Source organism: Desulfomonilaceae bacterium, assembly GCA_041662605.1.
Lineage (GTDB): Bacteria > Desulfobacterota > Desulfomonilia > Desulfomonilales > Desulfomonilaceae > CAJBEZ01.
This window is the reverse complement of the sequence record JBAZSD010000021.1, coordinates 1-26,148: the sequence shown is the minus strand read 5'-3', so window position 1 is coordinate 26,148 and position 26,148 is coordinate 1. Positions and strand designations below refer to the sequence as shown.

At 47.8% G+C, this 26,148-nt stretch carries 25 protein-coding genes, 1 pseudogene and 1 riboswitch; of the genes and pseudogenes, 10 read left to right on the top strand and 16 right to left on the bottom strand.

The features are described 5' to 3' along the window. Positions 1 to 62 precede the first annotated feature (62 nt). The 4 genes from WC647_14885 (at position 63) to WC647_14870 (ending at position 5,140) form a co-directional block, all read left to right on the top strand. A complete protein-coding gene (locus WC647_14885; protein ID MFA6223592.1) occupies positions 63 to 527 on the top strand; it encodes a transcriptional repressor in 465 nt (154 codons plus the stop codon). Between the two features lie 461 nt (positions 528 to 988). Next, positions 989 to 2,392 (top strand): cytochrome B6, encoded by a 1,404-nt coding sequence (locus tag WC647_14880; protein ID MFA6223591.1) that lies wholly within the window; start codon positions 989 to 991, stop codon positions 2,390 to 2,392. Between the two features lie 427 nt (positions 2,393 to 2,819). Then, entirely contained in the window at positions 2,820 to 3,359 is a 540-nt protein-coding gene (locus WC647_14875; protein MFA6223590.1) for a DUF6790 family protein, read from the top strand. Positions 3,360 to 3,397: 38 nt separating this feature from the next. After that, positions 3,398 to 5,140, top strand: coding sequence for an ABC transporter ATP-binding protein (locus WC647_14870; protein MFA6223589.1), 1,743 nt, complete (start codon positions 3,398 to 3,400; stop codon positions 5,138 to 5,140). 92 nt (positions 5,141 to 5,232) lie between these two features. On the opposite strand, the gene WC647_14865 is transcribed toward WC647_14870, so the two are convergent. The 5 genes and pseudogenes from WC647_14865 to WC647_14845 form a co-directional block, all read right to left on the bottom strand. Next, on the bottom strand, positions 5,233 to 5,547 hold the full coding sequence (locus tag WC647_14865) for a hypothetical protein (GenBank protein ID MFA6223588.1): 315 nt from the start codon (positions 5,545 to 5,547) through the stop codon (positions 5,233 to 5,235). Positions 5,548 to 5,582: 35 nt separating this feature from the next. Beyond that, a pseudogene (locus WC647_14860) lies at positions 5,583 to 5,744 on the bottom strand (carboxymuconolactone decarboxylase family protein). A gap of 82 nt (positions 5,745 to 5,826) precedes the next feature. Then, entirely contained in the window at positions 5,827 to 7,038 is a 1,212-nt protein-coding gene (locus WC647_14855) for an MFS transporter (GenBank protein MFA6223587.1), read from the bottom strand. 89 nt (positions 7,039 to 7,127) lie between these two features. Continuing rightward, positions 7,128 to 7,547, bottom strand: coding sequence for a universal stress protein (locus tag WC647_14850; GenBank protein MFA6223586.1), 420 nt, complete (start codon positions 7,545 to 7,547; stop codon positions 7,128 to 7,130). 5 nt (positions 7,548 to 7,552) lie between these two features. Then, positions 7,553 to 8,746, bottom strand: a complete 1,194-nt coding sequence (locus WC647_14845) for a cation:proton antiporter (GenBank protein ID MFA6223585.1) — start codon at positions 8,744 to 8,746, stop codon at positions 7,553 to 7,555. A 105-nt stretch (positions 8,747 to 8,851) separates the two neighbouring features. Next, positions 8,852 to 8,913: riboswitch (Fluoride riboswitch) on the bottom strand. Between the two features lie 422 nt (positions 8,914 to 9,335). Between WC647_14845 and modA the strand changes: the two genes are divergently transcribed. Together modA and WC647_14835 are read left to right on the top strand one after the other, a co-directional pair. Beyond that, positions 9,336 to 10,205 carry a molybdate ABC transporter substrate-binding protein gene (gene modA / locus WC647_14840; protein ID MFA6223584.1) on the top strand — a complete coding sequence of 290 codons (870 nt, stop codon included), beginning with the start codon at positions 9,336 to 9,338 and terminating at the stop codon, positions 10,203 to 10,205. Then, positions 10,202 to 10,750, top strand: coding sequence for an ABC transporter permease subunit (locus WC647_14835; GenBank protein MFA6223583.1), 549 nt, complete (start codon positions 10,202 to 10,204; stop codon positions 10,748 to 10,750). Before modA ends, WC647_14835 begins: the two co-directional genes overlap by 4 nt. Here the strand turns inward: WC647_14835 and WC647_14830 are convergent. After that, the gene (locus WC647_14830) at positions 10,747 to 10,920 is read right to left on the bottom strand and encodes a hypothetical protein (GenBank protein MFA6223582.1); all 174 of its coding nucleotides are present in this window, start codon (positions 10,918 to 10,920) and stop codon (positions 10,747 to 10,749) included. The genes WC647_14835 and WC647_14830 overlap by 4 nt on opposite strands. Positions 10,921 to 10,970: 50 nt before the next feature. On the opposite strand from WC647_14830, the gene WC647_14825 reads away from it, so the two are divergent. Continuing rightward, entirely contained in the window at positions 10,971 to 12,080 is a 1,110-nt protein-coding gene (locus WC647_14825) for an ATP-binding cassette domain-containing protein (GenBank protein MFA6223581.1), read from the top strand. A gap of 22 nt (positions 12,081 to 12,102) precedes the next feature. Here the strand turns inward: WC647_14825 and WC647_14820 are convergent, their stop codons facing one another. The 5 genes from WC647_14820 to WC647_14800 form a co-directional block, all read right to left on the bottom strand. Beyond that, positions 12,103 to 12,363, bottom strand: coding sequence for a hypothetical protein (locus WC647_14820; GenBank protein MFA6223580.1), 261 nt, complete (start codon positions 12,361 to 12,363; stop codon positions 12,103 to 12,105). A 152-nt stretch (positions 12,364 to 12,515) separates the two neighbouring features. Beyond that, positions 12,516 to 13,511 carry an arsenosugar biosynthesis radical SAM (seleno)protein ArsS gene (arsS, locus tag WC647_14815; protein MFA6223579.1) on the bottom strand — a complete coding sequence of 332 codons (996 nt, stop codon included), beginning with the start codon at positions 13,509 to 13,511 and terminating at the stop codon, positions 12,516 to 12,518. Between the two features lie 15 nt (positions 13,512 to 13,526). Further along, entirely contained in the window at positions 13,527 to 13,859 is a 333-nt protein-coding gene (locus WC647_14810) for an arsenosugar biosynthesis-associated peroxidase-like protein (protein MFA6223578.1), read from the bottom strand. 38 nt (positions 13,860 to 13,897) lie between these two features. Beyond that, positions 13,898 to 16,198 carry an FAD-containing oxidoreductase gene (locus tag WC647_14805; protein MFA6223577.1) on the bottom strand — a complete coding sequence of 767 codons (2,301 nt, stop codon included), beginning with the start codon at positions 16,196 to 16,198 and terminating at the stop codon, positions 13,898 to 13,900. Positions 16,199 to 16,389: 191 nt separating this feature from the next. After that, the gene (locus WC647_14800; protein MFA6223576.1) at positions 16,390 to 16,581 is read right to left on the bottom strand and encodes a helix-turn-helix domain-containing protein; all 192 of its coding nucleotides are present in this window, start codon (positions 16,579 to 16,581) and stop codon (positions 16,390 to 16,392) included. Between the two features lie 322 nt (positions 16,582 to 16,903). Here WC647_14800 and WC647_14795 point away from each other — a divergent pair, with 322 nt between their 5' ends. Beyond that, entirely contained in the window at positions 16,904 to 17,161 is a 258-nt protein-coding gene (locus WC647_14795) for a hypothetical protein (protein MFA6223575.1), read from the top strand. Between the two features lie 57 nt (positions 17,162 to 17,218). Here the strand turns inward: WC647_14795 and WC647_14790 are convergent, their stop codons facing one another. Both WC647_14790 and WC647_14785 read right to left on the bottom strand, forming a co-directional pair. Next, the gene (locus tag WC647_14790) at positions 17,219 to 17,449 is read right to left on the bottom strand and encodes a hypothetical protein (GenBank protein MFA6223574.1); all 231 of its coding nucleotides are present in this window, start codon (positions 17,447 to 17,449) and stop codon (positions 17,219 to 17,221) included. A 377-nt stretch (positions 17,450 to 17,826) separates the two neighbouring features. Continuing rightward, on the bottom strand, positions 17,827 to 18,156 hold the full coding sequence (locus WC647_14785) for a hypothetical protein (protein ID MFA6223573.1): 330 nt from the start codon (positions 18,154 to 18,156) through the stop codon (positions 17,827 to 17,829). Here WC647_14785 and WC647_14780 point away from each other — a divergent pair. Together WC647_14780 and WC647_14775 are read left to right on the top strand one after the other, a co-directional pair. Beyond that, complete coding sequence (locus WC647_14780) at positions 18,103 to 18,975, top strand: aminoglycoside phosphotransferase family protein (GenBank protein ID MFA6223572.1); 873 nt, start codon at positions 18,103 to 18,105, stop codon at positions 18,973 to 18,975. The two genes, WC647_14785 and WC647_14780, sit on opposite strands and share 54 nt — an antisense overlap. Further along, positions 18,972 to 19,712 (top strand): HAD family hydrolase, encoded by a 741-nt coding sequence (locus WC647_14775; protein MFA6223571.1) that lies wholly within the window; start codon positions 18,972 to 18,974, stop codon positions 19,710 to 19,712. Before WC647_14780 ends, WC647_14775 begins: the two co-directional genes overlap by 4 nt. A 166-nt stretch (positions 19,713 to 19,878) precedes the next feature. Here WC647_14775 and WC647_14770 read toward each other — a convergent pair whose 3' ends face one another. From WC647_14770 to WC647_14760, 3 genes are all read right to left on the bottom strand, one after another. Then, on the bottom strand, positions 19,879 to 20,082 hold the full coding sequence (locus WC647_14770) for a hypothetical protein (protein ID MFA6223570.1): 204 nt from the start codon (positions 20,080 to 20,082) through the stop codon (positions 19,879 to 19,881). 118 nt (positions 20,083 to 20,200) lie between these two features. Next, complete coding sequence (locus WC647_14765; GenBank protein ID MFA6223569.1) at positions 20,201 to 21,877, bottom strand: AarF/UbiB family protein; 1,677 nt, start codon at positions 21,875 to 21,877, stop codon at positions 20,201 to 20,203. A gap of 886 nt (positions 21,878 to 22,763) precedes the next feature. Continuing rightward, positions 22,764 to 25,886: a sigma 54-interacting transcriptional regulator gene (locus WC647_14760; protein ID MFA6223568.1), complete on the bottom strand. Its 3,123-nt coding sequence runs from the start codon at positions 25,884 to 25,886 to the stop codon at positions 22,764 to 22,766. Positions 25,887 to 26,148: the final 262 nt, after the last annotated feature.

The window sequence follows — 26,148 nt, the reverse complement described above, 5'->3', positions numbered from 1 at the left end:
TCGGAAGGACAGTTGTGATTCTCTCCTATCAAGAAGCTTTCCTAAAAAAGCAAGGATTGGACGTGACGCAAGACCAATCACAGCAATTGACTGAAGAGCAATTTGGACTCTTTAGAACCGTCTGCAGGGAGCGACGTATCAAAGTTACTCCCCAGCGAATGGAGATTTTTCGCGTAGTAATTGGCGCTCATGATCATCCTTCCGCCGACGATGTTTACAACCGTGTCAAGGATCGCCTGCCTGTCATTTCCCTGGATACCGTTTATAGGACTCTCGCTACTTTTGAAAGCGGTAGAATAATTTCGAGAGTATCATTCTGCGAAGATAAAACACGGTTCGATCCAAATCTCAAACCTCATCACCACTTGTTCTGCACCGTTTGTAAAAGCCTCACAGATTTTTATTGGCCTGGTTTTGATAATGCCGGTCTTCCCCCTGAAATTTCAAAATGGGGATGTCCCGAAACGAGACACGTCCAGATACGGGGAATATGCTCGCATTGTTCCAGAGAAAAGAACAAGAGATAGGTTGTTTCAACGTCCGGCGCCCAAACCCCGGTCGTCCGATATTCAGATCGACCATAACTTACTATAACCCTTTACTTAGGCTGATCTCTGCACGTTTTGATTTTTTTGGAATAAGATCTCGATGATTGGGCTTGACGCTCAATTTCCCATGAGATAACTTGTAGCCATGATAATGATTACTACATAGGATAATCTACGATCTGGGGGGAAGACAAGAATACTCAACAAGAAAGGAGGAGATTTAGCCGGAACAAAAAAAACGACCCTTACTACAGCTTTTGGCGGTCCTGAATCCATCCCTTCTCCGCCAAACCTGATTTTCCGGTGGAACCCCTAGCGGCAATGTCCCGGGGGGTTATTGCAAAACTACCGCGGGATAACAGCCGGGGATGATCCAGAATAGTTAATTCCCCCATGTTTAGGCTACCATATGTTCGCTATTGAAAAGGAGGAACAAATCGATGAAAACATGGTCCACGAAAATTTCCTTTGTAACCTGGATGATTGTCTGCTCACTCTTTATGGCTTCAGTTCTGGCCTACGCCGAGTCGACCATGAAGCCGCAAAGCTATTTACCGGTGGTAATTACTGAACCGTTCAACACGATCATGACTCGAATGACAGCCGCCAAACCTGAGATCATGAAACGACAGTTGGACCTCCTCAACACCCGCTATGATCTTAAAAACAGCCCCTCAAAGTCTATTTCGATGTCCCGTGGAAAGCCGATTCAAGAGGGCGTTAGGGTTAAACTGCCTCAAGGCGTGACCTGGGAAAAGCTTGCCAACATGACTCCTGAAGAAATCCGTGATAAAGACATCTTTCCTGCCGGCTTTTTCCCACTTCCTCATCCAAACCAACCCGAAGGCGGAATGTTATTTCCCAAGATTCTTATCGAGGAGATCAAGAAACAGGAAGGCAGGGACTTAACCCGCTTTGACCTGGATTTCGACATTCCAGAGCAATTCATGCCGGAATTACCTCCTGCCATCTACTTGACTACACGCCCAGATCTAGGGGATGTATCCCAAGGTAAAGTAGTAACGATAGAAAACTACTTTGAACTGTTCAACGGCATTCTCAACCCGAAACAGCTTGAAGGTCTTCGCCTTCTAGTAACCCCTTTTCCCCAGCAGCAGTTCAACCAGACGGACGACCGCCGTTCAGAGCGTCCCAGTCGTGGGGTGACGTGTTTTGACTGCCATATCAACGGTCATACAAACGGCGCTACGCATCTTGTTGGAGACATGCGACCGCAAGAGTATCGCCACCGACTTGATACTCCTAGCCTCCGGGGCGTCAATATTCAGCGGTTGTTCGGATCTCAAAGGGCGTTGAAGAGCATTGAAGACTTTACGGAATTTGAGCAGCGTGCCGCCTATTTTGATGGAGATCCAGTGATAGCGACGAAAAAGGGCGTAAATATTCTGGAACGAGGCAGCCAGGTTCACTTCATGGCGGAAGTTCAAGAAATAATGGATTTTCCACCGGCTCCAAAACTTGATATCTATGGAAAACTTGATCCGAAAAAGTCAACTGAATCAGAACTGCGTGGACAGGAGCTATTTTTCGGAAAAGCCAAATGCGCTGTTTGTCACCCAGCGCCTTATTATACCGACAATCTAATGCATAATTTAAAAACCGAGCGCTTTTACAAACCGCGAATGATCAACGGGAGAATGGCTTCTGCCGATGGTCCCATAAAGACATTTCCTCTCAGGGGTATCAAGGAATCACCACCGTATCTACACGACGGGCGCTTACTCACTTTGGAGGACACAGTAGAATTTTTCAACATGATTCAGCAACTTAATCTGACGTCCCAGGAGAAGGCAGACTTGGTAGAGTTCATGCGTGCCCTCTGATTATCGTAATGGAAAGACTTTGGGGTATATGAACCCAATCACTTTGTAATTTGACGGGCTGGAAGGAAGACTAATAAGGGGGTGATGCATTTATGAACGGGGATAAATTTTTTTCAGACGCCTATAGAAAGGCATCAGAGAGGAGTTTCGTGAATGAGTGAACCGACCCCCAAGCCCAGTCCTGATTCAGTAGGTAAGGTGTGGAAAGATTGGAAAGTAAAGGATTGATGACGAGACTCTTGAAAAAAGTGATTTGTTTGCAGGAAACGGGGACAATTGGGCCGGAAACATTATACCCCCACTATCTGAAGCTGATCCTTGTGCCTTGGAAAACATCCCTTAAATTTATGTCAGTGAGTATGAGGGGATATGATATGAATGTTAACTGAAGAGATCTGATTGTTCTATAGACCCACAGGAGGTAATGATGCTGGCGGTCATTTTCTTGTTAGCGTCACTCATTGGTTTTGCCGTTCACCTATTCCTGGGAAGGGAACCCCGTACAAGAGCCAGAACCGTTGAACTCCTCCTTCTGTATCTGCTCGTTATAAACATCGGCGTTGGCCTTCTATTGGCGTGGTACGGACACACATTTATGGCCGATGAGATAGCCCGCAAGATCGGTTGGCAGCCTGGAAGCCCCTTTCAGTTTGAGGTAGCTCTTGCCGACCTGAGCTGGGGAGTTTGCGGTGTGCTCTGTATTTGGTTAAGACAGGGGTTTTGGACGGCGACAGGCATAGGCAGCGCAGTCTTTCTGCTAGGATGCGCTTTCGGGCATCTATGGGACATTAGTACACACGGGAACCTGGCAGTATACAATGCTGGGCCAGTTCTTTGGATAGGCGATCTGGCTGTTCCCATTGCAATACTGGTCCTGCTGTTCCTGCGTTACAGGTTTGGGGAGAGAGACGATCCTGAGAGTGATCCTCGACGCAGAGTGGCTCCCAGCGCTGGAGGAGCTTCATAAGGTTATGGACAAGCATTCTGTTCTCCGTTAGAAAAATGATGTTTGATCTATCCCCAAAAAACAAGTTATTCCTTGAATACCTGAGAGAGTTGTTCCACCAAGCGGGGAAAAGAGCCTACTTTGCCATCGCGGTTTTGATCGGTATGGGGCTCACACAGGGGATCGGACTGCTGATGCTGATCCCATTCCTGCAATTGATCGGAATCGGCGATTCCGCTCCTGAAGGTATTGTCGCTATAATCGGCAAGATATGGCGCTTCACAGGTCTTCCACTCAGCTTGACTATGGTGTTGGCCATGTATGTCATCATCGTCTCCTTATACGCCGTGATACAAAGATGGTCCACCATACTCAATTCAAAGCTGGCTCATGCATTCACTCGCAAGCTCCGTGATGATCTGTTTAGATCCATGGCGCGGGTTCAATGGCTCCGTTTCATTCAAATAAGAGGATCGGACATCAATCATGTTATGACATCAAATCTCGCGACCATAGATAACGGAACGTACGGGCTTTTTGCGCTGATCAGCTCGGTATTCGTTGTTTTTGTGCATATTGGCCTAGCCATGATGTTGTCTTTTCCTCTCACTTGCGTGGCGATTGTCAGTTCTGGATTATTGATTCTGGTTCTCAGGCCGCTCAACCGCAGGTCTTATGAGCTTGGTGAGGAATGGCGTCAGACCATGGCCTCCTTATTTGGCGTTTTAATGGACCATCTGTCTGGAATGAAGGTTGCCAAGAGTTTTGGAGCGGAAGATAGGCACATTCGGAGTTTCTGCGCATTGAGCGGAAAGCTTGAGCAACAGGCCAATCGGTTTGCAGGGATTCTCTCTTCTACTGGGATGTATTACGAAATTGGTGGAGTCGTTGTAGTGAGCGTATTTTTTCTTGTGGGAGTTCAAATACTTCAAATCCCGGTGTCCAGACTCCTGATCATGCTTTTCCTCTTTGCCAGCCTTGTGCCCATGTTCTCGTGGATGCAGCGGACATGGCAAGGGACGCTGAATATGTTGCCAGCGTACAAAGCGGCGCTGGACATGGCCAACACGTTTCATGCAGCCGAGGAACCGCAGATATACGGTCCTGTGAACCCGATAGAACTCGAAAACGCCGTAGAGTTTCGAGACGTATCTTTTAAATATGACAAGGAAGACGGAAACTTTGTTCTTGACCATATTGATCTGTTTATTCAAGCCCGAGAGACGACGGTCATTCTTGGGCCGTCTGGTGGTGGCAAGAGCACGTTTGCGGACCTGCTGATCGGCTTGTTGACTCCCGATATTGGTCAGGTCCTTATCGACGGCAAGCCACTTGAGGGCAGCGTTTTGCATTCCTGGCGCAAATCGGTAGGCTATGTTCCTCAGGAGAGCCTGTTGTTCCATGAGACGTTGAAGGAGAACATGCGATGGGCCTCGCCCGAGAGTTCAGAAGAAGATATCTGGAACGCTCTGACAATGGCCTCGGCAGCAGACTTTGTCAAAGCATTCCCCGAGGGGCTTATGACAATCGTGGGGGATCGCGGGGTGAGGCTCTCCGGAGGGCAGCGGCAGAGAATCTCTCTGGCAAGAGCGCTATTGCGCAAGCCCACTTTGCTTCTGCTGGACGAAGCGACTAGCAATCTGGACGCAAAAAATGAGCAACGGATCATCCAGGCCATGCAAGACTTACGGGGAAAGATGACAGTGGTATTCATCTCACACCGGAAGTCGGTAGTAGAATGCTCGGATAGGGTCGTGGTAATCGAAGGAGGCCGCGGCCTGGAGCAACCGGAATACTACTAGAGCAAAGCTTGTCAGATAATTTGCGCCCCCGTGATTGTTCAAGGGGCGAGCTGTGAAAAGCACGCCACCTTGAGCACTGATACTGTCAAACTCTAACACCTGTCCCGGCACAGTTGACGAGCAGCTTCAGCGGCAGCCAAACAAACTGGCAACGCATCCCCCGCATTAGCGTAACACCATGCTTCTGCGTTTTTAGCGGCTACGTCGCAGGCTAGGTTGCAAAAATCCTTGAGAATATCCGTTGGTTGAAAATGAGTTTTTTCATCAAAGGGAGGAAGACTTGGGTCGCCAACTATGTGATCACCGATTCTCAGCGCCCCGCTTGCCCGCAGTCCTTTGGTGATGGTCTTCTGATCTTCCTCAGAAAGAGCATCCCATTGTTGCCGATTGATTTTGACGTCTGCCATTGCATTTTCCTTTTTAGGTGTTGGACTGAGCCAACTGTGTTGGATGCCAAGCAATTTTGATGAAGAATTTGAATCTTAGTTGCGCCATTTTGCCTCGCAACGGCAAGGCAATAGCGGGTTCAAGGTTCACAGCCTGAAGCCAGAGATGCTCCCAAGGCGATCAAATGCTTCGTTTCTTGATCAAGAGAGCCTTCGTTTTCTCAGGTATGAGGTTGAAGACCCCGCTGGAGATAACAACATCAAATGTTTGGTCACTTTGCAACAGTTACCACATTGTAATCATGCTTGGATTCCATGTCTTGTTAAGCTCTTACTAGCCATAACGATCAATGGGATGGATATTATCTGTATCGCGACTGAGAAAATGATGAGCGCATTCAAAGACGTGTCGTAGAGCACACCCATCAAAGCGCTGCCGGCGAACCAGAATAAACCGTAGCAGGTATTAAACAACCCATATGCAAATCCCAATCTATTTGTAGGGACAAGGTCGGCGATAGCCGCTCGAATAATCGATTCCTGCGCTCCCATGCCCACGCCCCATAGAGCCATTCCAGCTAGAGCCCAGTAGAACCCCCCGAGGAAAACCAGGGGAGCGAACAGCGCCGAAAGGATTACGGAAAACACTAGGACCGAAAAACCAAGCCTATCGAAAAGACGACCGAAAACTAGTGCGGCTAATGCGTCAACCCCCATTGCTATGGCGTAGAAAAGGGGAATCCATTCTTCAGGGACCGACGCGACCTTTTTAAAGTGATAAGCCACGAGAGGAAAATCCGCAAATCCTGCCGCAATACAACCAATTGCCACGATGTATATCCAAAATGCTTTTGGAAATCCCTTAGTTTCAATCTGGACGGTAGCTGAAGCCAAGTCCTGAGGCCTTGGATAAAGCCGCGACGCTGTAAATAAAACAGTAAGAGCGATCAGGGCCGGAATCAGAAGAAAAGCAAATCCCGTCTGATACGTTCCTTTAAAACTAAAGACTGCAGCAACTACCAGTGGCCCCAGAATAGCGCCAATCTGATCTAACGCCTCATGTAACCCGAATCCCCATCCACGCCCGATCTGATCTGAAGCGCAGGCAAGCATAACGTCGCGGGCTGGTGTCCTTATTGCTTTACCCATTCTTTCGACTACCATGAGAATAGCGGCGATTTCCCAATGACCGGCAAGGGCCAGGAGAGGAACTGCGAGTAAATTCATTGCATAGCCCAGGAACACAATGGTCCAATACCTTTGTGACTTGTCGGCCCAATATCCTGAAGCAAGGCGTAAAGCGTATCCGACAAATTCACCAAGACCGGCGACAATGCCTACTACTGTCCCACTTGCTCCCAATACCGCTAAAAACGGACCGGTGACGCTTCGGGCCCCCTCGTATGTCATGTCTGAAAACAAACTCACGATGCCGACCAAGACCACAAATTTGGTCGCTGTTAACTTTGAAAGATCACAGGCTTCTCTAATATTGTTGAAGTGATTTTTCACGGAGAAATTCCTATTGTATAATAAACCTTGAACCCTCTTCAGGTTCAGTTCCTGTACCTGGCTATGAACTTAAATTTTATCAGATGATCTCATTTTACAACCAGCACAGGACATGGAGTAAGGCGCACTAATGCCTGGCAGGTACCGCCCATCACTCTATCATAGAGAGCGGAATGTCCCATGAAACCTATCACAAGCAGGTCGTACTGATTTTGAGAAACGAATTCTACGATGGTTTTTACCTCGTGTCCCATCATTACAAAAGGTTTTAGGGTTACCCCCTGGTCTTTTGCCATCGATTGGGCCTTCTCTATCACTGAAGCGTAGACGGTATCCGCAGCCTCTTTTCCGGCTATAACCTCATCTATTGTCCCTGGGTAGCGTGGAACCTCCTCCACGGATATAGTGTGGACTTCAGTTCCAGCAAGTATCGCCAATAACATCGCCTCGCCCAACGCTTTGAACGATCCTTTGGACCCATCGAGCCCGACCAGTATTTTTTTCAGCATGGTTGTCATCCTTTCTCACTCATGGAAATTTCTATTGCAGGCTTACAGACTGTTTTTACTGAAGCGGTTAAGTTCATGTCCCGTTCTTTGGGCTGAAAAAACCACTGCGCAATCAAAGTAGGGACGACGGCGCTACCGATAACTACAGTGACAAGGATCGTATATTGGTCCTGCGTAATAATGCCCCGCGTGTAACCAAACAGCGCCGAAATACTGCCGAAAGTCAATCCGGTGCTCATGAGCAGCGTGGTATACATTCCTGTCCTACCGGTCAAGTTGAAAACCCTGGTTAGAGGATAGACACCAATAAATTTCGTCACCATTTTCACAAGAAGCAAAACCACTATCAGACCAAAGCCCATATATATTGCGGGAAGAGAAACTATGGTCCCCGCCTTGAGAAAATAGAACGGCGTTAAAAGGGCAAAAGTAGCGGTTCGAAGGTGCCTTACCATTTCACGATTTTCTTTAAAAATATTTGCGACCACCAGTCCCAACAAATACGCGGGGAGTACCGCCTCGCTATTTGCTCGTGTAGCTAACCAACCAAGGCCAAACAGCAATACAAATATAAGCTTTATTCCAGGCTCACTGACATGGTTATTGAAAATTTTCAGGAACCAGCGGATGAACCACGGAGTAACAAACATAACCACGGCCGTTACAACGGCGAAAACGATCAACCAATAGTTGTAATTAGCGAATATCGCCCCAAGAGCCACCACCGTACCCAAATCATTTACGAAGCAAGCGGCAAGAATCAGCTTGCCCAATTCAGTTTCGTTGAATCCCGTCTCTACCATGACTGCGTAGACAACTGCTACTGACGTAGTAGACAGCGCAATCCCGCAAATCATGGAAGCCTGCAAGGCCCAATGGGCCACATAATAGGCGTATGCCATGGTCCCCAGGAAGGGAAGGAAAAAAGCTATCAGCCCGATGCTGAGGGCTTCCTTTCCATATTTTCGGAGAACATCCGGTTCAATCTCCGCGCCTGCCAGAAACCTCAACAGTATCGCCCCAAACCCGGCTAGAAAACTTATCCATTCCGAATGTGGGTCCAATCCAAGAAAGTTACCCCCCACAACCCCGACACAAATTTCTACAAGCGCCACAGAGATTGCGGTCCGAATTGAAATAATACTGGCTACGAGCGCTAAACCTATCCAAATTGTAGCCACATACCAAGCGTTTTCCATAAAAGCCTCCAATAACTGTTGCAGCAAACAACCTGTATTGCGGGGGGAAATAAAAAACCCACCGGACGGTGGGTTATATATTAGTCGATCTCCCACCGTGCAGTTTACACGGTAGGAGTTATCAGCCTTTTGGCATTTGTAGGGGGAACTCCATCCCCAGTTACTTTAACTGAAGAAAAATTACTAAGCGCAAGCGCAAAAGTCAATCTCATTTACGCGAGAAAAGTGGCTTGGTCAACACAAAGGAGTGGTTTGCGCTGCCCTTTTTGATTTGTCGCCTTTGTTGTATCCAATTGTGATTTTAATGATCTTGTGATACTAGTCATGTATTGACTAATCAATACCAATCTAATTTGAGATGGGAACGGACTTCGCAACCCGGCTGAATATCCTAGTCCGGACGCACTATTGGGCGGCCCGATCTAGGGATATGATACGTGCCGCCACAAAGCTGGCGAGAGAATCAGATCGATTTGGAGGCTACGCAAAAGTCAACGTTACGGTCGTTTGGTTAAACTGGAACGCGAAAACCTTATGAGTCACATTTGCTTGAGCCCCCAAATCCTCGTATAGAAAAGGAGAATATGGTATGAACAGAAGACTAGTCTTTATTTTTACGTTAGTAAACCTTCTCTTGGGCATCTGGATTGCTGGATGTCTTGAGAAATGTCTAGCGGAAGACAGATTGATGGTATTCGCTGGTGCCGCAAGCAAGCCGCCTACGGAAGACGCGGCAAAAGCATTTGAGGCCAAAACCGGCGTTAAGGTTGATGTGATCTTCGGCGGATCGGGTTTTGTTCTTTCCCAAATGATGCTGGGCAAGAAAGGGGACCTCTATTTTCCCGGCTCCTCGGATTACATGGAGGTGGCCAAGAAGAAGGACATGGTTTTTCCTGAAACAGAGAAGAATGTTGTGTATCTCGTTCCGGCAATTAATGTCCAGAAAGGAAACCCCAAGAACGTCAAAACTCTCAAAGACCTCACACGACCCGATCTCAAGGTGGCCATAGCCAACCCTGAAGGGGTGTGCGTAGGAGCCTATGCCGTTGAACTCGTCGAAGCGCTCTTCACGTCCCAAGAGAAAGAGGCTTTCAGAAAAAATCTCATTAACTACACAGAGAGCTGTGAGAAGACCGCTACAGCAATCTCGTTGAAAGCAGCCGACGCCGTCATTGGTTGGAGAGTTTTTCACTATTGGGATCCAGGGCGGATCGAGACAATCCCGCTCGACAAGACCCAAGTAATTCGGATTGGATATATTCCTATTGCAATATCGAAGTTCACCTCGAACCGGCCACTTGCTCAGAAATTTATCGATTTTCTGTTGTCAGAGGATGGCAAGAAAATCTTTCAGAAATACCATTACTTCATGAGCGCCGAGGAGGCCACTGCGTGGGTCGGGGAGAAAAAACCGGTAGGTGGTGAGTACTTGGTCCCACAGGACTGGATCAAAAGATGACCTTCAAGAACATTTCAATCGCATTTTCAATCGCCACGTTCGGTATTTATGCGCTTCTTATTTTGTCCCTGTTCTATTTCTTTCGGGGCGAGACATTGTGGGATACCCTACGCTCCGATAGAACGCTCTTTTCCATACGCTTGAGTATTATCGCCGCTACTATCAGCACTCTCCTGTCCGTACTGATTGCTATTCCATCAGCATTTGCCTTGTCCAGATATGACTTCCCGGGCAAGAGGGCTGTCGACACGATTCTTGAGCTACCCATGATAGTTTCACCGGCGGCTCTAGGCGCAATGTTGTTGATTTTCTTTAATAATCCTATCGGTTTGTGGATACAGGACCACGGGCCTCAGTTCGTCTTCACTTTCTACGGAATTGTCCTGGCTCAATTCCTTACCGTGTGCGGTGTTACCACAAGATTGATTAAGGCAGCGATGGACGAGATACCATGCAGGTATGAAGCGGTCGCAAGGACACTAGGCGCATCCCCGGCCAAGGCTTTCGTCACTATTACTCTCCCATTGAGCAAAAGAGGCATTTAGGCCTCCTTGATTCTCTCGTGGGCAAAGGCGCTGGGTGAGTTCGGGGCGACAATTACCATCGCCGGGTCTATGGCTATGAAAACCGAGACTCTTCCAATTGCAATATTTATGAGACTTTCGAGCGCAGAGATAGAAGGATCCGTAATCTTAATCCTGATCTTGGTATCCATCGGGCTCAGCATCCTCTATGTCGTCCGCCTGCTCTCCAGAGACGCCTCCTATGCTTGAGGTAGCCAACCTCTCAGTCCAGGCGGGAAGTTTTCTCCTGAGCAATGTTTCCCTAAAAGTTCTTCCGTCCTCGTGTCACGTGATACTTGGGCCTACCGGTGGTGGCAAGACGCTCCTCCTGGAATCCGTCATCGGGTTGCGAAACCCAACAGAAGGAAAGGTAACGCTGGAGGGCAAGGACATCACCGACTTCCCAATAGAAAAGCGTGAACTTTCTTACGTGCCGCAGGACTTGGCGCTATTCCCACACATGACCGTGCGCGAAAACATCCTCTATCCGATAAAAATTAGAGGCAAGCAACAGAACTCAGAAACAGGTATTGTTCGGGAACTAATTGACTCCTTTAACATCAGGCATCTATTGGACAGACGGATAGCAAATTTGAGCGGGGGTGAGCGCCAAAGAACCGCACTTGCTAGAGCCATAGTTTCGGGAGGCAAATACCTGGTGCTGGATGAGCCTCTGTCAGCCCTTCATGAAAGCCTCAAAACAGAATTGTGGTATCTTCTTAAAGATTTACAAAAAAGATACGACCTTGCCATATTGATGGTTACTCATGATCTCGAAGAAGCTTTTTTTCTTGGTGACGCCATAAGCGTTATTATAGACGGCAACCTCTGTCAGCAGGGCAGCAAGAGAGAAGTCTACCAATACCCCCAGAGTGTGGAGGTTGCAAATTTTTTGGGAATAAGAAACCAATTCTCCAGCAAAATCAAAAAGATCACAGGAGAATCAGTGTCGCTTTATTGTTGTGAACTTGATACAACCTTGACTGTTTCAAGAGAAGGATTATTTATTCGCGACAAAAACACGAAGATTGCAACAGAGGCTGAATTCATTCTTGGTGTCAGGGCCGAAGACATAGAAATTCTTCCACTGGAACATGTTGAGCAGGATTCGTGCAATTTGATCAAAGGGATTGTCCAGGAGGTTTTTGAAAACGGGGCTACTCTCACGATCATGGTCCTACCAATGAATTCTGAGAAGCGTGTTGAGATAACAGTTCCAAATGGTCTCTACAAGAAACTCAATCTTTGTGCTAAGCAAGAGTTCCATTTTTACCTGCCTGAAGACAGAATATTTGTTGTGAACGTGCGATGAATACGTCTCTTGAAGTTACAGTTCATCGGATTATACTGGAACAACCGCTGCCCTCGAATACGTTGATTTCAGAGCCCGTGTGGCCCGTTTTCTCCGAAACTATGTCGATATAGGCAAATTGGTCGGAGATCCAATTTTCAACCGTCTTCGATCCAAGAGAATCGACCGTCAACCCACACTCCAAAGCGACAATAATTGCAATTGACATGATTCTCTTGTCCCACGTGAGGGGAATACAGGTCCCTGATTCGATATTCACGGAAGCATATGAGAAGTCTTCCATTTCCTACCGGAAGGTCTCTGGGCACTGTAACAGTCCTTTCGTTTATTCGGTCATGAAGCGGTGATGGCTTCGCTATTGAGGCACAGCCAAGGTCATGACCGACATGTTCGCCTCGTTTCTCAAGAACCCACCTGGGTCGCTATCGACCCACCTCAGGTAAATCCCGACCCGGCTGTGCAGGCGTAACAATGATTGCCTGTTGGTATCTGTGTCCCAGGCTCCGGCAAATCATCCATCTCGGAGATATGTCGCTTACGACCAGCTAGATAGACCCCCATGGCAAGGTTGAAATCGCAATCGAACAAATAGCCTTCCCAATTCACGGACAATAATGTTCGACACATCAGACCTTCAACCGCACAAGGATTGAAGCTCGCCGATAGTTTTTTCATATATGAATCCAGGTTTCCTGAGTCCGCAAGCCAGGTGCGGAACCTTCCCAATGGCACATTCGCAAACGTGAACAGGTTGTTGAAGGAGAGCCCCCATTTTGTTTCCAGGTACCTTCTGAACCTTTTTTCAGCCTGATCCTGCGATGCCGGAAGGAACGCTCCTGTGGGATTTGAAACCAGATTGAGTTCCAACCCGGTTCCGTCTCTCCCGTAACCCAGATCATTGAGCTTCTTTAACATGGTGATACTTTTTTCCAGCACGCCTTTCCCTCTTTGAGAATCAGTCTGCGAAGCGCTCACGGCTGGAAACGACGCCGCAATGACCACCCGATTCGCCATGCACAGACGGAGCAAGTAGTCCGTGTTCTCCTTGGCCAAAGCCGTGAGATTTGCCCGCATCATCAGCCTCGGGGCAACAGGAGCTATGTTTTCAATGAGATAGCCCAGGTGGGGGTTCATTTCAGGAGCGCCGCCGGTAATGTCTACCACGGGGAAGCTTGCTCTTTTGGCGTAAGCCACAACCTCCTCAATGGTTTTCTTGCTCATGATTTCCGAGCGATTGGGGCCCGCTTCCAGATGACAGTGTCTGCATACTTGATTGCAAATCAATCCCACGTTGATTTGTAGCGTATTAGTTTGGCCTCTATTCAATTCAAGCCCGTGTCTGGCCAAACATCCTGAAAATGGCTCTAACCCATGGGCTGAGGATCTTTCAGCGTCTGACAATGTATCCGCTGACGTCAGTTCCGGAACCATAACGCCCTCCCTGGCTCACATGGAAAGCTTCTTGGCGATCTTTCTCATCTGGGTTGCGTGAACGAGGGAGGCTCCTCCTCTGATCGCCGTCGTTACGTGAACAGCCTCAGTCATTTCACCGAGACTGGCCCCCCTTTCCAAACAGGTCTGAGTATAAGCGTCAATACAGTATGGACACTGGACGGCATGGGCCACGGCCAATGCGATTAGAGCCTTCTCTCTCTCAGTAAGCTCCCCTTCAGCAAACACCGCTCCGTAGTAATCGAAGAACTTCTTTGCTAGCTCGGGGGCTTCTTCGCCGATGTCAGCGAATTTCGGCAGGTCTTTGGGATCATAGTAGGTATCCATGTGTCTCCTCCGGAAAATATCGAACGTGGAATCACGACTTAACGAGTCCAAGAAAGCCATTTCTTGAAGAGCTTCTTGATAAACGGTGTCAAACGGGTGCGATTGTACGCGTCCGCAACCTGCTTGATCGCTTCGGCTTGCGTCGGGTATGGATGGATGACGCCGGAAATTGTTCCGAGCCCCACCTTGCCCACCATGGCAAGCGTGAGTTCGCTTATCATTTCGCCTGCATGAGACGCTACAATTGTCGCTCCGAGGATCTTGTCCGTTCCCCTCTTCACGTGAACCTTGACGAACCCTTGGTCCTCCCCGTCAAGGATAGCCCTGTCAACTTCAGCCAGAGGCCTTACGAACGTGTCGACCTCTATGCCCTGTTTCGCCGCGTCTTTCTCATACATCCCGACATGTGCGATTTCGGGATCGGTGTACGTGCACCACGGTACGGTGAGAGCGCTAAGCTTCTTTGATCCCTTGAAAAGGGCGTTCTGGATGACGATGCGAGCAGCGGCATCCGCCGTGTGGGTAAACTTGTAGTTCATTGAGATGTCACCGGCGGCAAATATTGCAGGGTTTGTGGTCCGTAAGTAGTCATCGACGAAAACTCCCCTGCGAGTATCATATTGAACTCCTGCGGATTCCAAATTGAGATACTCAACATTCGGCGCCCGGCCGGCGCCTACGAGAATTTCGTCCACCACAATGAAGTTCCGCACTCCGCCCACCTCAAAATGTATTATCTTCTCTCCATTTACAACCTGGACCTCTTTCAGATCACTTTTTAGAAGCAACCGTACCCCTTCTCTTATGAATCTGCTTTGGATAATTTCCGCAGCGTCTCTGTCCTCACGGTCGAGTATGTGGTCATTCTTGTGGAAAAGGATCACCTGACTGCCCAACCTCTGGAATGCCTGCGCCATTTCGCATCCTATGGGGCCGGCCCCTATCACGGCAAGTTGCGCAGGTCTTATGGTGAGGGAAAACACCGTCTCATTCGTAAGAAACCCGGCCTCGGCCAGACCCTTGATTCCTGGGCGGACAGCCCGAGCGCCGGTAGCTATGACCGCTTTGTTGAACCGCAAGGTCTTGCGATCAACCTCTATTGTCTTCGGGCCGGTAAATCTTGCGTGTCCGAGGAAAACATCCACGCCCAGATCTTTGAACCGCTGTGCAGAATCATGATGACTGATCTTAGCCCTGAGTTTTCTCAGGCGCTCCATCACCAGGGAAAAATCAACTGCCGCTTCTCCTGGAACTGCAATTCCTAAATTATGAGAGTCCCGGATTTCCGCGTACGCTCTGGATGATCGAATCAAGGCCTTAGAAGGCACACAACCGTAATTGAGACAATCGCCTCCCAAAAGGTTGCGCTCCACAAGGGCTACTCTTGCGCCGAGTCCGGCAGCGCCTGCTGCGGTAACGAGCCCTGCCGTGCCCGCTCCAATGACTACCAGGTTATAGCGATCTGCGGGTTGGGGATTAAGCCAACTTGCCGGATGTACGTTAGATATGAGTTCTCGGTTGTGTGCGTCATCAGGGAGAACTTCGACTTTCTCCTCGAAAAAAGGTGGAGTTAGAGCTTGGGATTTTCTTGGGTCATCCACGACCGATGCCTCTGCTTCTTTCAGGCTCCTGCGGGCAAGCCTCGTGACAAACAATGCTACTGCGATTGTAACGGCCAATCCAAACCAAAAGAACACTTGGCCTGCGATGCCTCCCTCGACTTTGCCGGCAGCCACTTCTGTGAGAGACCTTGCCGCTGAGCCGAAATAAACGTACATTAGAGTACCGGGAAGCATTCCTATCAGTGATGCCAGCGCATAATCTCTGAAAGAGACTTTCGTAATTCCGAGCGCATAGTTGAGGAGATCGAAAGGAAACACCGGACTCAATCGCAGCAGCAGAACAATTTTGAACCCTTCTCGACCCAATGCTTGGTCTATGGCGGCAAATTTTGGATTTCCCTTTACTTTTTGTTCTACCCAATTTCTGGCAATGCTTCGACCCACGAGAAACGCAGCCCACGCTCCAAGGTTTGCCCCAATCAAAACCGTGATAAAACCAATTGGGACCCCGAACAGGAAACCTGCGCCGAGTGTGATTACCGAACCAGGCAAGAACAAGACGGCTGCCAGGATGTAGAATCCAGCCACAAATAGGGGGGCCCAAATACCAAAACCCTGTGTCCACTCCAGGACGGAGATCAGATACTGCTTGACTGGCAGGAGCAGCAGAGACGACAATAAAACAACTGCTATGATTAGGATGACGACTATTCGGGCGAAGCCGCTCATCAGGTTTCCCCTTGAGCGCTCTCCCGATTGTTCGGCTATGGGATCCATCCTGTTCCCTTTCGTAACAGCCCGAGCCATTTACATTGATCGCGACTCACTGCGCTGGCTTTAATGGTCCGTCCACACTGCCGGCAATCTGACTTCCGTAATTGGATTTATATGCGCTTTTCGCGAATACAAACCCCTCATGACCGATTACATCGTGTGCGCTTGTCTGTATAGTTTCATACGCCCTGAGGTTACCAGCGCAGCCTCGCCATGCCGAATTCTTCCCTGCTGCCGAAATGGAAGTACGGATTGCCCTTCTTGACGCCGGTGGTCTGAATGATGTCGTTGATACTCGTGCTGCGAAACCCCTTTTGATTAATCAGGCGCCTAGCGGCTTCAAGCACTCCGGCACGAGTCTTTTCACCTTTTGACGTAGCTCCCATTTTTCCTTCTATAGTACCGACCATATGGTACGAAATAAATCTTCAGTTAGTAAGAGTCAATGGCTAGGCGCCTTGCGGAATATTGTGCTTGACCGGGTATGGCGCCGTGAGATAGGCTCAGAGATCTGCAAATACATGCTTTTTCAGCAGCCCGACAACGGTTCGCTGGTTCACTCCGGGGCCTAATCCGGACTTCAGACAGGATGCGGAAAAGATTCTCAATGAAATGGAGGCGGAAGAGTCTGGAAAAGCTGAGCAAGGTCCGAATCACCAAGATGGCGGATCAGTAAACTCAAATTGGAAACCCTTTGAGGTTATGGTCATGAAAGACCTTCCGAGCCAACAGCTTGACGAACTGAAAGGGGTAATTTTTACGTATCTGGTGATGGCTCCGCTCTTATCGGCGCTCTTCGCGGACAAGATTGACAACATCTTTGTTGTTTGCCTACTGTTTGTGGGACTTGTCGGGTCGGCTTTAGTATATTTCAGGAACCGACTCAGACAACTGGAAGAATCGCTCAAGGAGCAAGAGCGGAGGCTCATGGAACTCGAGGGTGTGAGTGACGAGAAATTTGAATAATTCCAGTCAGAATCAGTGACGCCGCCCCAACATTTGTCTATTGTGTCAATTCAGGTTCTAAGCGAATTGTTCCTCGACCGCTGTCAGTATCCCCGCTCCAGCCAGCAGGCCCCGACGGTTCTTTTCCTTTGTGAATCTCAAAAAATTCTCGGTGTAGTAATGTGAAGGACCCAACAAAGCAACAAGCGCCGCTATAGAACTCTTTTTCCAACTCCTGAAGGCTTCGACATCAACATTCGTTTTCAGAAGGGTGTGGGCTGCGATAATAAGCTGTTTGATGCGTTTCATCTGCAATACCTTCTTTCTCCGTCAGGATTTTTTCTCATTGTTGAGTAGTGACAACGAAACACTAAAGATGTTCCGCTGATTTATAAATGAAACATATTCATAAATAATATAAATAGATACATATTATTATCCTATGTATCTAAATTTATATCATAATATGGTAACAGGTTAAGTCGGTTAAGCTATCTTAGAATGCCCGGTCTCCCGAACCGCCACACGATAGACCGTTACAGCCGCCTCTTGAAAGGCTCCCCGATAAAGGGGAAAAAGTGTAGGTTTGCTGACTCATAAGGGGCAAATCCAACTTCCAGGCGGTTAGGCGCAAAAATTGAGCTTTTTGTGAGTTCCTTCACAGATTCCTGGATCTTGAGTAACAGCTATGTAATTGGGATGCTTTCTCTTTGTTCGTTTGGGCTTCTGTGCCATAGTGTTGTGATTGGACATTCCCGCGCCGCAGCGCCTTCATCATAGGCGGTATGGTTGGCTAAGATTTTTTGCAAGTCCGGAGCTTCACGATGATCGGCAGGTATCTCGGACATCTCGCCCAAGACGATCCCCTTTACGCTTATATGCGGGATAAGATCATTCCTCAATTGGGCGTTTCCCCACATCATGCCGTCTTCCGTGTATTCCAACCGCCCAACTCCCGTCACGTGTACCTTTACGAGGAGGAACACAGCGGCGCCCGAGTGATAGGGAAATTTCATCCCGTTAAACGTAATCCAAGTTCGTACCCTTCCCAAACGGGGGAAACGGAATACAACAACCTCCTATTCCTCCGCTCCCTGGGCTTTGATACGCCCCCGCATTGTGTGGTCAAACCCCTGGGGTTTATCCCGGCCATAGGCGCCGCTCTGATTGTGGAATACCTGGATGGGGGTCTTCTGGGCGAAGTTATAAACGACGCCATTCACTTGGCCAGGCGTGACCGACTGTATCGCAAACTCTCCGCCCTGGCGCATTTCCTGGCGTCTATGCACAACCTTACGGCGGGCGATTGGCCTGTCAACTTCGACCACAGCTATGCCTATATGGGGCGGTTGCTCAATTCGCTCATCGTCAAGTGGGGCATGGGACACGAACATTCCGGCGAACTGTACCACCTGCGCGAGGCATGGCGCTACCGGGGATGCATGTGGGAAGACCGGGCGGTTCTGGTCCACGGCGACGTCACCCCGTCCAACTTCCTGATAGGCAGGGGCGACAACATCATGGCCATTGACCTGGAGCGTATGCAATGGGCCGACCGCTCGTTCGATCTTGGTAGGCTTTGCGGCGAACTAAAGCATTTCTTCTTACAGGGCACGGGGGACCATCACGCGGCGGAACCCTTCATCGGGCATTTTCTCTGGGAATATTGTTGCCACTTTCCCGATAGAATGAGCGCCTTCAGGGCCATCACCCGGCGTACACCGTTTTATATGGGGATCACCCTGCTAAGGATCGCTCGAAATACCTGGATTAACCAGGACTACCGCCGGCGCCTCGTAAATGAGGCCAAACAGATTCTGAGGGCACTGCCATGAAGATTAAGGGAATCCTTTTCGACGTCAACGGCACACTTATCGATATCCATACTGATGAAGGCGCCGAGGAAATCTATCGAGGCATTAGCCATTTCCTTACGTACCAGGGGATATATGTCCACCGGTGGGAGGCGCGAGACGAATATTTCCGTATAATGAACGAACAGAAAAGGGCAAGCGCCGAAGCCTTCCCTGAGTTCGACGCCGTGGAGGTGTGGAGGGAATTCCTCCGGCGTAGGCCGGAAGCGTCCAGTGTCTTGCCTCCTGATAAACTGCGTTGGACGCCTCTTTTTTTAGCGGAAATGTTCCGGGGGTTATCTCGTTTCCGATTGCAGCTTTATCCTGAAGTGCAGAACGTTCTGGATGAACTGTTCCAACGTTTCAAACTGGCGGCCCTTTCCGACGCCCAAAGCGCTTGGGCGCTGTGGGAAATGAGGGCGGTTCGCATTGACGCCTACTTCCATCCCATCATCGTCTCCGGCGACTTGGGTTTCAGAAAGCCGGACAAACGGATATTCAAGGCAGCCTTGAGCGTGCTCGACCTGCGACCTGAGAACGTCATCTTTGTAGGAAACGACATGTACCGCGATATTTACGGGGCTAAACAATTGGGAATCAAAACGGTATTCTTTTCCTCCAATCAGGGACGGAAAACTGCGGAAGGGGTTGAGCCGGATTACATTATCTACGAGTTCTCGGAACTTCAGAGGGCCATAGCCTTCTTCGAAGGGCGATAGAAGCTATGAAATCCTCCTTTAACTTGATGTGGCGACAGGAATGAGACAATCGGCTGCGCTTATAGGCCGTCACTTAGCCGGATCATTTAATTTTTCTTTGAACACATCAATTGGGCGCCTCCGGTTTGGTGCGCTGAATGTGACTCTATTCAAATCATGGCTTAATTCATAAATATTCATACAGTAAATTCTTGAACAGATGTTCCCCAATCACGCTATGAAATGATTCAAAATCTTTTTTTCTGAGGGCAGGGACGAACATTGCTAACAAAGTCGTGTCGTTTGTTATCAATACGAGCTTGCGCCTTTCCACATGAAACACATCGGCGTGCCAACTCCAGAAAGGATCGTTTTCTGATTTCTCATGCATGGATTCTATCCAACAGGAACCATTCGATCATGGTTCTAGAAATCACTATGAGTTTTGTCAGAATGGTTGTCAAAATCGGGTGGATATTTTTTAGCTATCGGTTCTATTGTCAAACTGTTCATTTCTTTTTCAGTTTTTTGGGTTTTTCGTCGTAAATTAAAATGTGTAGTATCAGGATGACGGCTCCCGCCGAAGCTATAAGAAAAAATATGATTGCTATGGCAGGATAGCCCAGAATCTGAAAAGTGGTAGGTAGCCGCGCCATTAATCCGGCTCCGATGATTAGGGACGCCAACAATAATCCTAAAGTGATTCTGTTGGCAATTTTTTGCATTCCACCTACAAATCTGTTTTCATCAAGCAGGTCAACTTTTACCTGGAACCTGTTAATGGCCATTTGCTCCAGCACGGAGCTTAAAGACTTGGGCAGGTTGCTAATCGAATCCTTAAATTCCCAAATTCCCGAAATAACATTGCCAACAGTGACACGGCCGGTTAGATACTGAAGCATAATCTGTCCAGCATATTTACGTAAGCTGGAATTGGGGTCGAAGTCAGGGTCCAGGGCCGCGGCGACCTGGTCCAGTTGCAGAATTGTCTTGCCGAGCATAGCAAGATCCTTTGGGACCCTTATTCCGCATTCCCTGGCCACACTCGTGAACTCAAGAATCAACTTCCCCATCTGAATTTGTCCCAGAGTTGTATTACCGTATCGGAAAATGAGTTCAACCGTACGACGATAGTACTTGGATGCGTCGAAGTTGTCCATCTTCTCGCCAATTGAAGCGGCGATGCGAGCCGCATCTTCAGGTTCACCGTTGCTCATGGCAACCAGAAATCGTATCAGCTTTTCCCTCATCCCGGGCGTAATCCGAGCCACCATTCCCAGATCCAGTATCCCGATTCGGCCATCCTTCGTAAGCACAAGATTGCCAGGATGGGGATCCGCGTGAAAGAAGCCGTCAACCAGGATTTGTTTCAAATATGCCCGAAAGGTGTCTTCCAGTAACAGAGTCCGGTCAAGGCTGGGTTGGATGGAATCGGACAATAGCGTTATCTTTGTACCCTCTATGAAACCCATTGTCAGAATTCGTTGGGTAGTAAGCGCTTCAATTGGAATGGGGACCACGATGTTATTAAATTCCTGAAGGTTTTTCCTAAGGGTGATCAAATTTCTCATTTCCTGCAAGTAGTCGAGTTCGCGCAACATGCTGCTATTGAATTCCTGAAACATGTCATCGACACCATACAACTCACCGATCTCGGTATTTTTTTGGACAAACCCGGCGATAGCGCCAATTACTTCCAGGTCAGTCATAACAGTTTCCCGGATGTTTGGCCTTTGCACCTTGACGACCACGGTCCGGCCGTCGAGAGTCAGAGCGCGATGGACCTGACCGATGGAAGCGGCTGCAATGGGTTCTGGGTCAAATTCCTTGAACGCCACTGAAACTTCTGTTCCCAACTCGGCCTTTACAGTCTCCTGAGCCTGCTCGAAAGGGAAACCTTTGACCTCGCTTTGAAGACGCCCTAAAGCGTCAACGTATTCTCGAGGAAGTATATCGGGTCTGGTAGAAAGAAATTGTCCCAGCTTCACGAAAGTCGGCCCCAAGGTCTCAAGGTCCCTGGCCAGTTCTTCCCCTTCCAATGTTACTCTGGATGCCTCGCGTTGGCTTTTTTCAAGCATCTTGTCGAGACCGGTTTTCCTCGCGATATCGTAGAAGCCGTATCTCACCAGTAGCAAGGCAATGTCTCTATATCGCTTGAGATGAGCTGTCTTTATGGGAAGAACCATCGCAAACCTCGTTAAGTCATAATTTTGGTTAGAAAGCCAAGATTCGTAAATAATTCATTAAAATGCGAGTTATGACAAAAATCAACAGGCGCTGAATTGTAGCCAAAACCGAGGGTTAAATCCCACTTAGTGAATGTCATCAAGTAAGTGTTACAACTTATGGTATTTTTACTATAGACCGTGCGTATGAGTGCTCTTATATCAAGAAAGGATTCGATCTTCTAGTTGCAATTGTAGATGAACCGGTAAGACGCCTGTCGGTGGCCGCAGAAGCCGAATGTTTCGGATATGTCGGTATAATCGGAAGTCAATCGCGAGGCAGGCGTTTCGCTTCGAGCAATCGCTGAGGGCATTAAAGAACTGAAGCAACCTGAAATTCTTCTCACAGGGCGATTTCACAGAAAGGGTGCGGGCCGAAAGAAGACAGTAGAAAAAGACCCCCACGCTTAAAGGGGGTTTGGAACTTACTCATAAAACCATCCACCTGTGGCGATCCAGAGTCGCCATTAAAATGGACGTGGAAGAGTGTCAGAAAATTAACGGATGAACTCCAAAATATGGGCCACAGGACAAATCGCAGTATGGTTGCCGAGCTTTTCTCCACGAAATGGGGTACAGTCTTTAGGCAAACAAGAAGACCATAGAAGGGACATCACATCCGGACCGTAATGCTCAATTTGAGCGCATCAACTTGAAAGCCAAGGCGTATCTGGACGAGAAGCAACCCGTCATATCAGCAGACACAAAGAAAAAGGAATTGGTCGGGAGATTCAAGAACTCTGGACGAAAACTTCGGTCCAAGGGAAAGCCTGAACAGAAGAGGCGTTCGTTCATGATGTCATGATTTCCGAACTTGGGAAAGCGGCTCCATATGGTGTTCTGCGGACTACGATGGGTTCTTTTGTACCGCGATCCCGAGTTTTTTCATTCTATGGATTAGGGTCGTCCTTTTGAGGCCCAAAATGGTCGATGCGCCGTTCCGCCCACCGATCTTTCCGTTGGCCCTTTTTAGTGCTTTGGTTATATGGGCCCTTTCCATCTCTTTCATATCCATCAGTAAATTATCCTGAGTCTTTAGGTCTTCATAAATTCCCTGATCTGGGAAACCTATTTGAGACTCACCTAAAATGACCGATTGTTCTATTACATTTGAGAGTTCTCTTATGTTTCCCGGCCATGAATAAGCCTCTAATTTTTCCATTTCAGAGTCACTAATCCCCGGGTAACTCTTGTTGTACTTAGCGCAAAAATGTTTCAGAAAATGTTCCGCAAGTAGGGGTACGTCCTTTTTCCTTTCCCTCAATGGTATTACGTTTATTGGGAAAACATTGATGCGAAAAAAAAGGTCTGCCCTAAATCTTTTCTGATCAATCTCCTCTTTGAGGTTCTTATTCGTTGCGGCTACAAGGCGAAAGTCAGAATGAAGCGTAGCTGTTCCCCCGACTCTTTGAAATTCCTTCTCTTGCAATATTCGAAGTAATCTGCGCTGGGTTGAGAGCGGTAACTCAGAGACTTCATCCAGGAAAATAGTACCCTTGTTTGCCAGTTCGAACCGTCCCGGCTTAGTCCTGATCGCTCCAGTAAAGGAACCTTTTTCATGGCCGAAAAGTTCGCTATCTATCAAAGTATCTGGAAGGGCAGCGCAATTGACTCTTATAAACGGGCCTTTTCTCACTAAACTCTCGCGGTGTATCGCTCTGGCTACAAGCTCTTTACCTACACCCGTCTCCCCATAAATGAGAACAGTTGATTGAGTAGGCGCAACTTTACGTATAAGACCGTGGAGTTTAATAATAGAATCGCTGTCCCCTAAGATTTCTTCTAAGGGCTGAACCTCTTCTTTTTCGCTTTTGGAATGCCTATTTCCCAAAGCGAGTCTTTTGTTGAGATTGTCAATCTTCTCATAGGCGTGGAAGCGATCCATGCATATTGCAACCAGAGAAGCTAAAGGTGACAACATTTTTATTCTGCAAGAGTTTGTGTCAAACGAGAAGAAACGGCTGTCTTGGTAAAGGACTCCAATGGCCTTGTGGCCTATCATAAGAGGGATAACGATTGCACGGCGAGGAGTGTGGGCTTCACATTTGTTTATTTCATACCAGGTCGTTTGGCTATCAGCGGTATCTATAGTAGATTCAATAATTTCCATGGCTTCCCTGAAACTCTCATCGATGATATTTTCTTTAATGAGATTTCTTGAAGCTGCTAAATCAATTGTATGAGAAATCCTGTTTTTTATGAAAATGGCGGTCCGCTCGGCTCCCGTCAGCCTTGATATGGAAGTTATAATATTTGCCAAGAGCTGTTCTAAATTCTCTTGGTTCGCCAACGCCACACTCATTTCTGTGAGAAAGTCGAAAAATAAATCCTCACTGGGTTCATTCTCGTGCGGAATCAGATGTTCCAGGTCTGACGGAAAGGCCCCTCTTCCGATAGGTTTAAGAAATTCCCACGCCTTTTTGCCATAATTTTCAGCCTGCTGCCAGTTATTAATCTGGAGATAGATCCTGGCAATGTCTATCCTTATTTTGGCCAGATCTAAAGTTGGTCCCATTTGTTCGACGTAATTCTCAAGTTCTAAAAGAGCCATCAATTTCTCTTTTGGTGATTTGTCTTCCTCCAAATGTTTGATCTGCATCCTACGGACTATTCCATAGGCAAGTGGGCTTGTTTGCTCCTTAGTAATCTCACTGAGATAATGTATTACGGGGTTTAGCTCAACCGGTGAGATCCCCTTCCTGTATAACAGGAAGCCCGCTTCATAAGTGTGTGAAATGTTGAGTGCGTGATACCAACTCGATTTGGGAATTTTCCAAAGGACTTTGAAATATTCCGCTGCCTTGTCGAAATTACCTTCCAAACATTCAAGATCTGATAGACCAAGGCCGGCAATAACCTCTACCATAGGGATCCCTTCCCTGGCTGATAATTCCAGGGCCATCGAAAAGTAGTTGTAGCTGTTTTTTCTCTGTTCGATTTGAAGAAGAATTGTTCCTGTGGTAATCAAGGCGTAGGCTGCAATTGGCCAGTTTTCGTTTTTCATGGCTTGATTGTAAATGGTTTCGGAAAGACCCAGTCCTCGCTGAGGCATGCCTAATTGGCTGTAACAGAGGGTTAAGCTGAGAGCGGTAAGAAGGGAAAAATCTTCGACTGCCACTAATTCCAGTTCTCCCAACGAAGCTTCATAAGCTTGTATCGCTTTTGACAACTCACCACGAATCCAATACGATAATCCCTGTAACTTAAGGCCTCTCTTACGCAATTCGTCGTCGTCTATTTTATTGATAATCATCCAACCGAGATGAAAATGGTTCAAGGCATTATCATATTGAAACGACATCCAGCAGTTTTGACCAATCAATAGTTGTAACGCTGCCTCTGATCGGACATCCCCGATGCTTACGGCGAGATCTAAAGCTAGACCGAGAAAATGATAGACCTTTTTAAGATTGGGGTGAAACAGAGAAAGGGACGCACGCCGTTCGACTGACTTGATAAATATCTGACACAGGTCAGAGGAGTTCTCGTCCTTCTTATCGAAAATGAGGTCTCTAGCGAAGCATAACAGGTGATCATACAGTTCAATGGCTGAGCGGATGTTGTGACTTCTTTCATGAAATATGGCCGCTTCAAAAATTATATCGACATCGGTTTTCTGAATTCCTGCTAATAGGCATTGTTTGGCAAGCCTCAACGAGCTTTCTCCACATTTGGGCAAATGTTCTATGAGTGTGTTTAATGCTTCACGGTAATATCTAGACATTTCCAGCGCCGGAATTTCATTTAAGATTTCTTCTCGTGGGAATTTTGGTGTCCACTCGTAAAGTCGCTCCGAGTTCACGGAAATCCATCGCCGCTTTTCAAGAAATGAGATTACTGAAATTAATCTTGAAGGGAGTAGATCATGAGATACGGTTAACCAATCCACAGAGAAAAAATCAGGAAAGCCCATAAACCTGCAAAGTATCGCTAATTCTTCGTTTGAAAGATTAATAGTCCCCATAGGCATTGTTGTTCCCCGTCCCCACGTTCTCTGGTTGGCTGTGAGGTCAACTTTATGAATTGTTGGTTTTAGCGCTTCTTAGCATTTCCTAAATTATGCTACGAGTTGGAGATGTTAGTCAACCATAAACCATGTCAAAACGTAACCATTCAGTTACGGGGGGATAAAATAGCTTGAGTTTGATTTTATTGTCGCGATTTTTTCAAAGATGTTTTAAATATGGCGTTGAGTTCAAGGAAGTTTATCAGCTTTCTTTAGAGGTTGGCGC

What these genes read in the sequence shown, in the direction of transcription:
- WC647_14880 (MFA6223591.1), top strand. Translation starts at nt 989, where the DNA reads ATGAAAACATGGTCCACGAAAATTTCCTTTGTAACCTGGATGATTGTC.
- WC647_14875 (MFA6223590.1), top strand. Translation starts at nt 2,820, where the DNA reads ATGCTGGCGGTCATTTTCTTGTTAGCGTCACTCATTGGTTTTGCCGTT.
- WC647_14870 (MFA6223589.1), top strand. Translation starts at nt 3,398, where the DNA reads ATGTTTGATCTATCCCCAAAAAACAAGTTATTCCTTGAATACCTGAGA.
- WC647_14865 (MFA6223588.1), bottom strand. Translation starts at nt 5,547, where the DNA reads ATGGCAGACGTCAAAATCAATCGGCAACAATGGGATGCTCTTTCTGAG.
- WC647_14850 (MFA6223586.1), bottom strand. Translation starts at nt 7,547, where the DNA reads ATGCTGAAAAAAATACTGGTCGGGCTCGATGGGTCCAAAGGATCGTTC.
- WC647_14845 (MFA6223585.1), bottom strand. Translation starts at nt 8,746, where the DNA reads ATGGAAAACGCTTGGTATGTGGCTACAATTTGGATAGGTTTAGCGCTC.
- modA (MFA6223584.1), top strand. Translation starts at nt 9,336, where the DNA reads ATGAACAGAAGACTAGTCTTTATTTTTACGTTAGTAAACCTTCTCTTG.
- WC647_14835 (MFA6223583.1), top strand. Translation starts at nt 10,202, where the DNA reads ATGACCTTCAAGAACATTTCAATCGCATTTTCAATCGCCACGTTCGGT.
- WC647_14830 (MFA6223582.1), bottom strand. Translation starts at nt 10,920, where the DNA reads ATGGATACCAAGATCAGGATTAAGATTACGGATCCTTCTATCTCTGCG.
- WC647_14825 (MFA6223581.1), top strand. Translation starts at nt 10,971, where the DNA reads ATGCTTGAGGTAGCCAACCTCTCAGTCCAGGCGGGAAGTTTTCTCCTG.
- WC647_14820 (MFA6223580.1), bottom strand. Translation starts at nt 12,363, where the DNA reads ATGGAAGACTTCTCATATGCTTCCGTGAATATCGAATCAGGGACCTGT.
- arsS (MFA6223579.1), bottom strand. Translation starts at nt 13,511, where the DNA reads ATGGTTCCGGAACTGACGTCAGCGGATACATTGTCAGACGCTGAAAGA.
- WC647_14810 (MFA6223578.1), bottom strand. Translation starts at nt 13,859, where the DNA reads ATGGATACCTACTATGATCCCAAAGACCTGCCGAAATTCGCTGACATC.
- WC647_14805 (MFA6223577.1), bottom strand. Translation starts at nt 16,198, where the DNA reads ATGGATCCCATAGCCGAACAATCGGGAGAGCGCTCAAGGGGAAACCTG.
- WC647_14800 (MFA6223576.1), bottom strand. Translation starts at nt 16,581, where the DNA reads ATGGGAGCTACGTCAAAAGGTGAAAAGACTCGTGCCGGAGTGCTTGAA.
- WC647_14795 (MFA6223575.1), top strand. Translation starts at nt 16,904, where the DNA reads ATGAAAGACCTTCCGAGCCAACAGCTTGACGAACTGAAAGGGGTAATT.
- WC647_14790 (MFA6223574.1), bottom strand. Translation starts at nt 17,449, where the DNA reads ATGAAACGCATCAAACAGCTTATTATCGCAGCCCACACCCTTCTGAAA.
- WC647_14785 (MFA6223573.1), bottom strand. Translation starts at nt 18,156, where the DNA reads ATGAAATTTCCCTATCACTCGGGCGCCGCTGTGTTCCTCCTCGTAAAG.
- WC647_14775 (MFA6223571.1), top strand. Translation starts at nt 18,972, where the DNA reads ATGAAGATTAAGGGAATCCTTTTCGACGTCAACGGCACACTTATCGAT.
- WC647_14770 (MFA6223570.1), bottom strand. Translation starts at nt 20,082, where the DNA reads ATGCATGAGAAATCAGAAAACGATCCTTTCTGGAGTTGGCACGCCGAT.
- WC647_14765 (MFA6223569.1), bottom strand. Translation starts at nt 21,877, where the DNA reads ATGGTTCTTCCCATAAAGACAGCTCATCTCAAGCGATATAGAGACATT.
- WC647_14760 (MFA6223568.1), bottom strand. Translation starts at nt 25,886, where the DNA reads ATGCCTATGGGGACTATTAATCTTTCAAACGAAGAATTAGCGATACTT.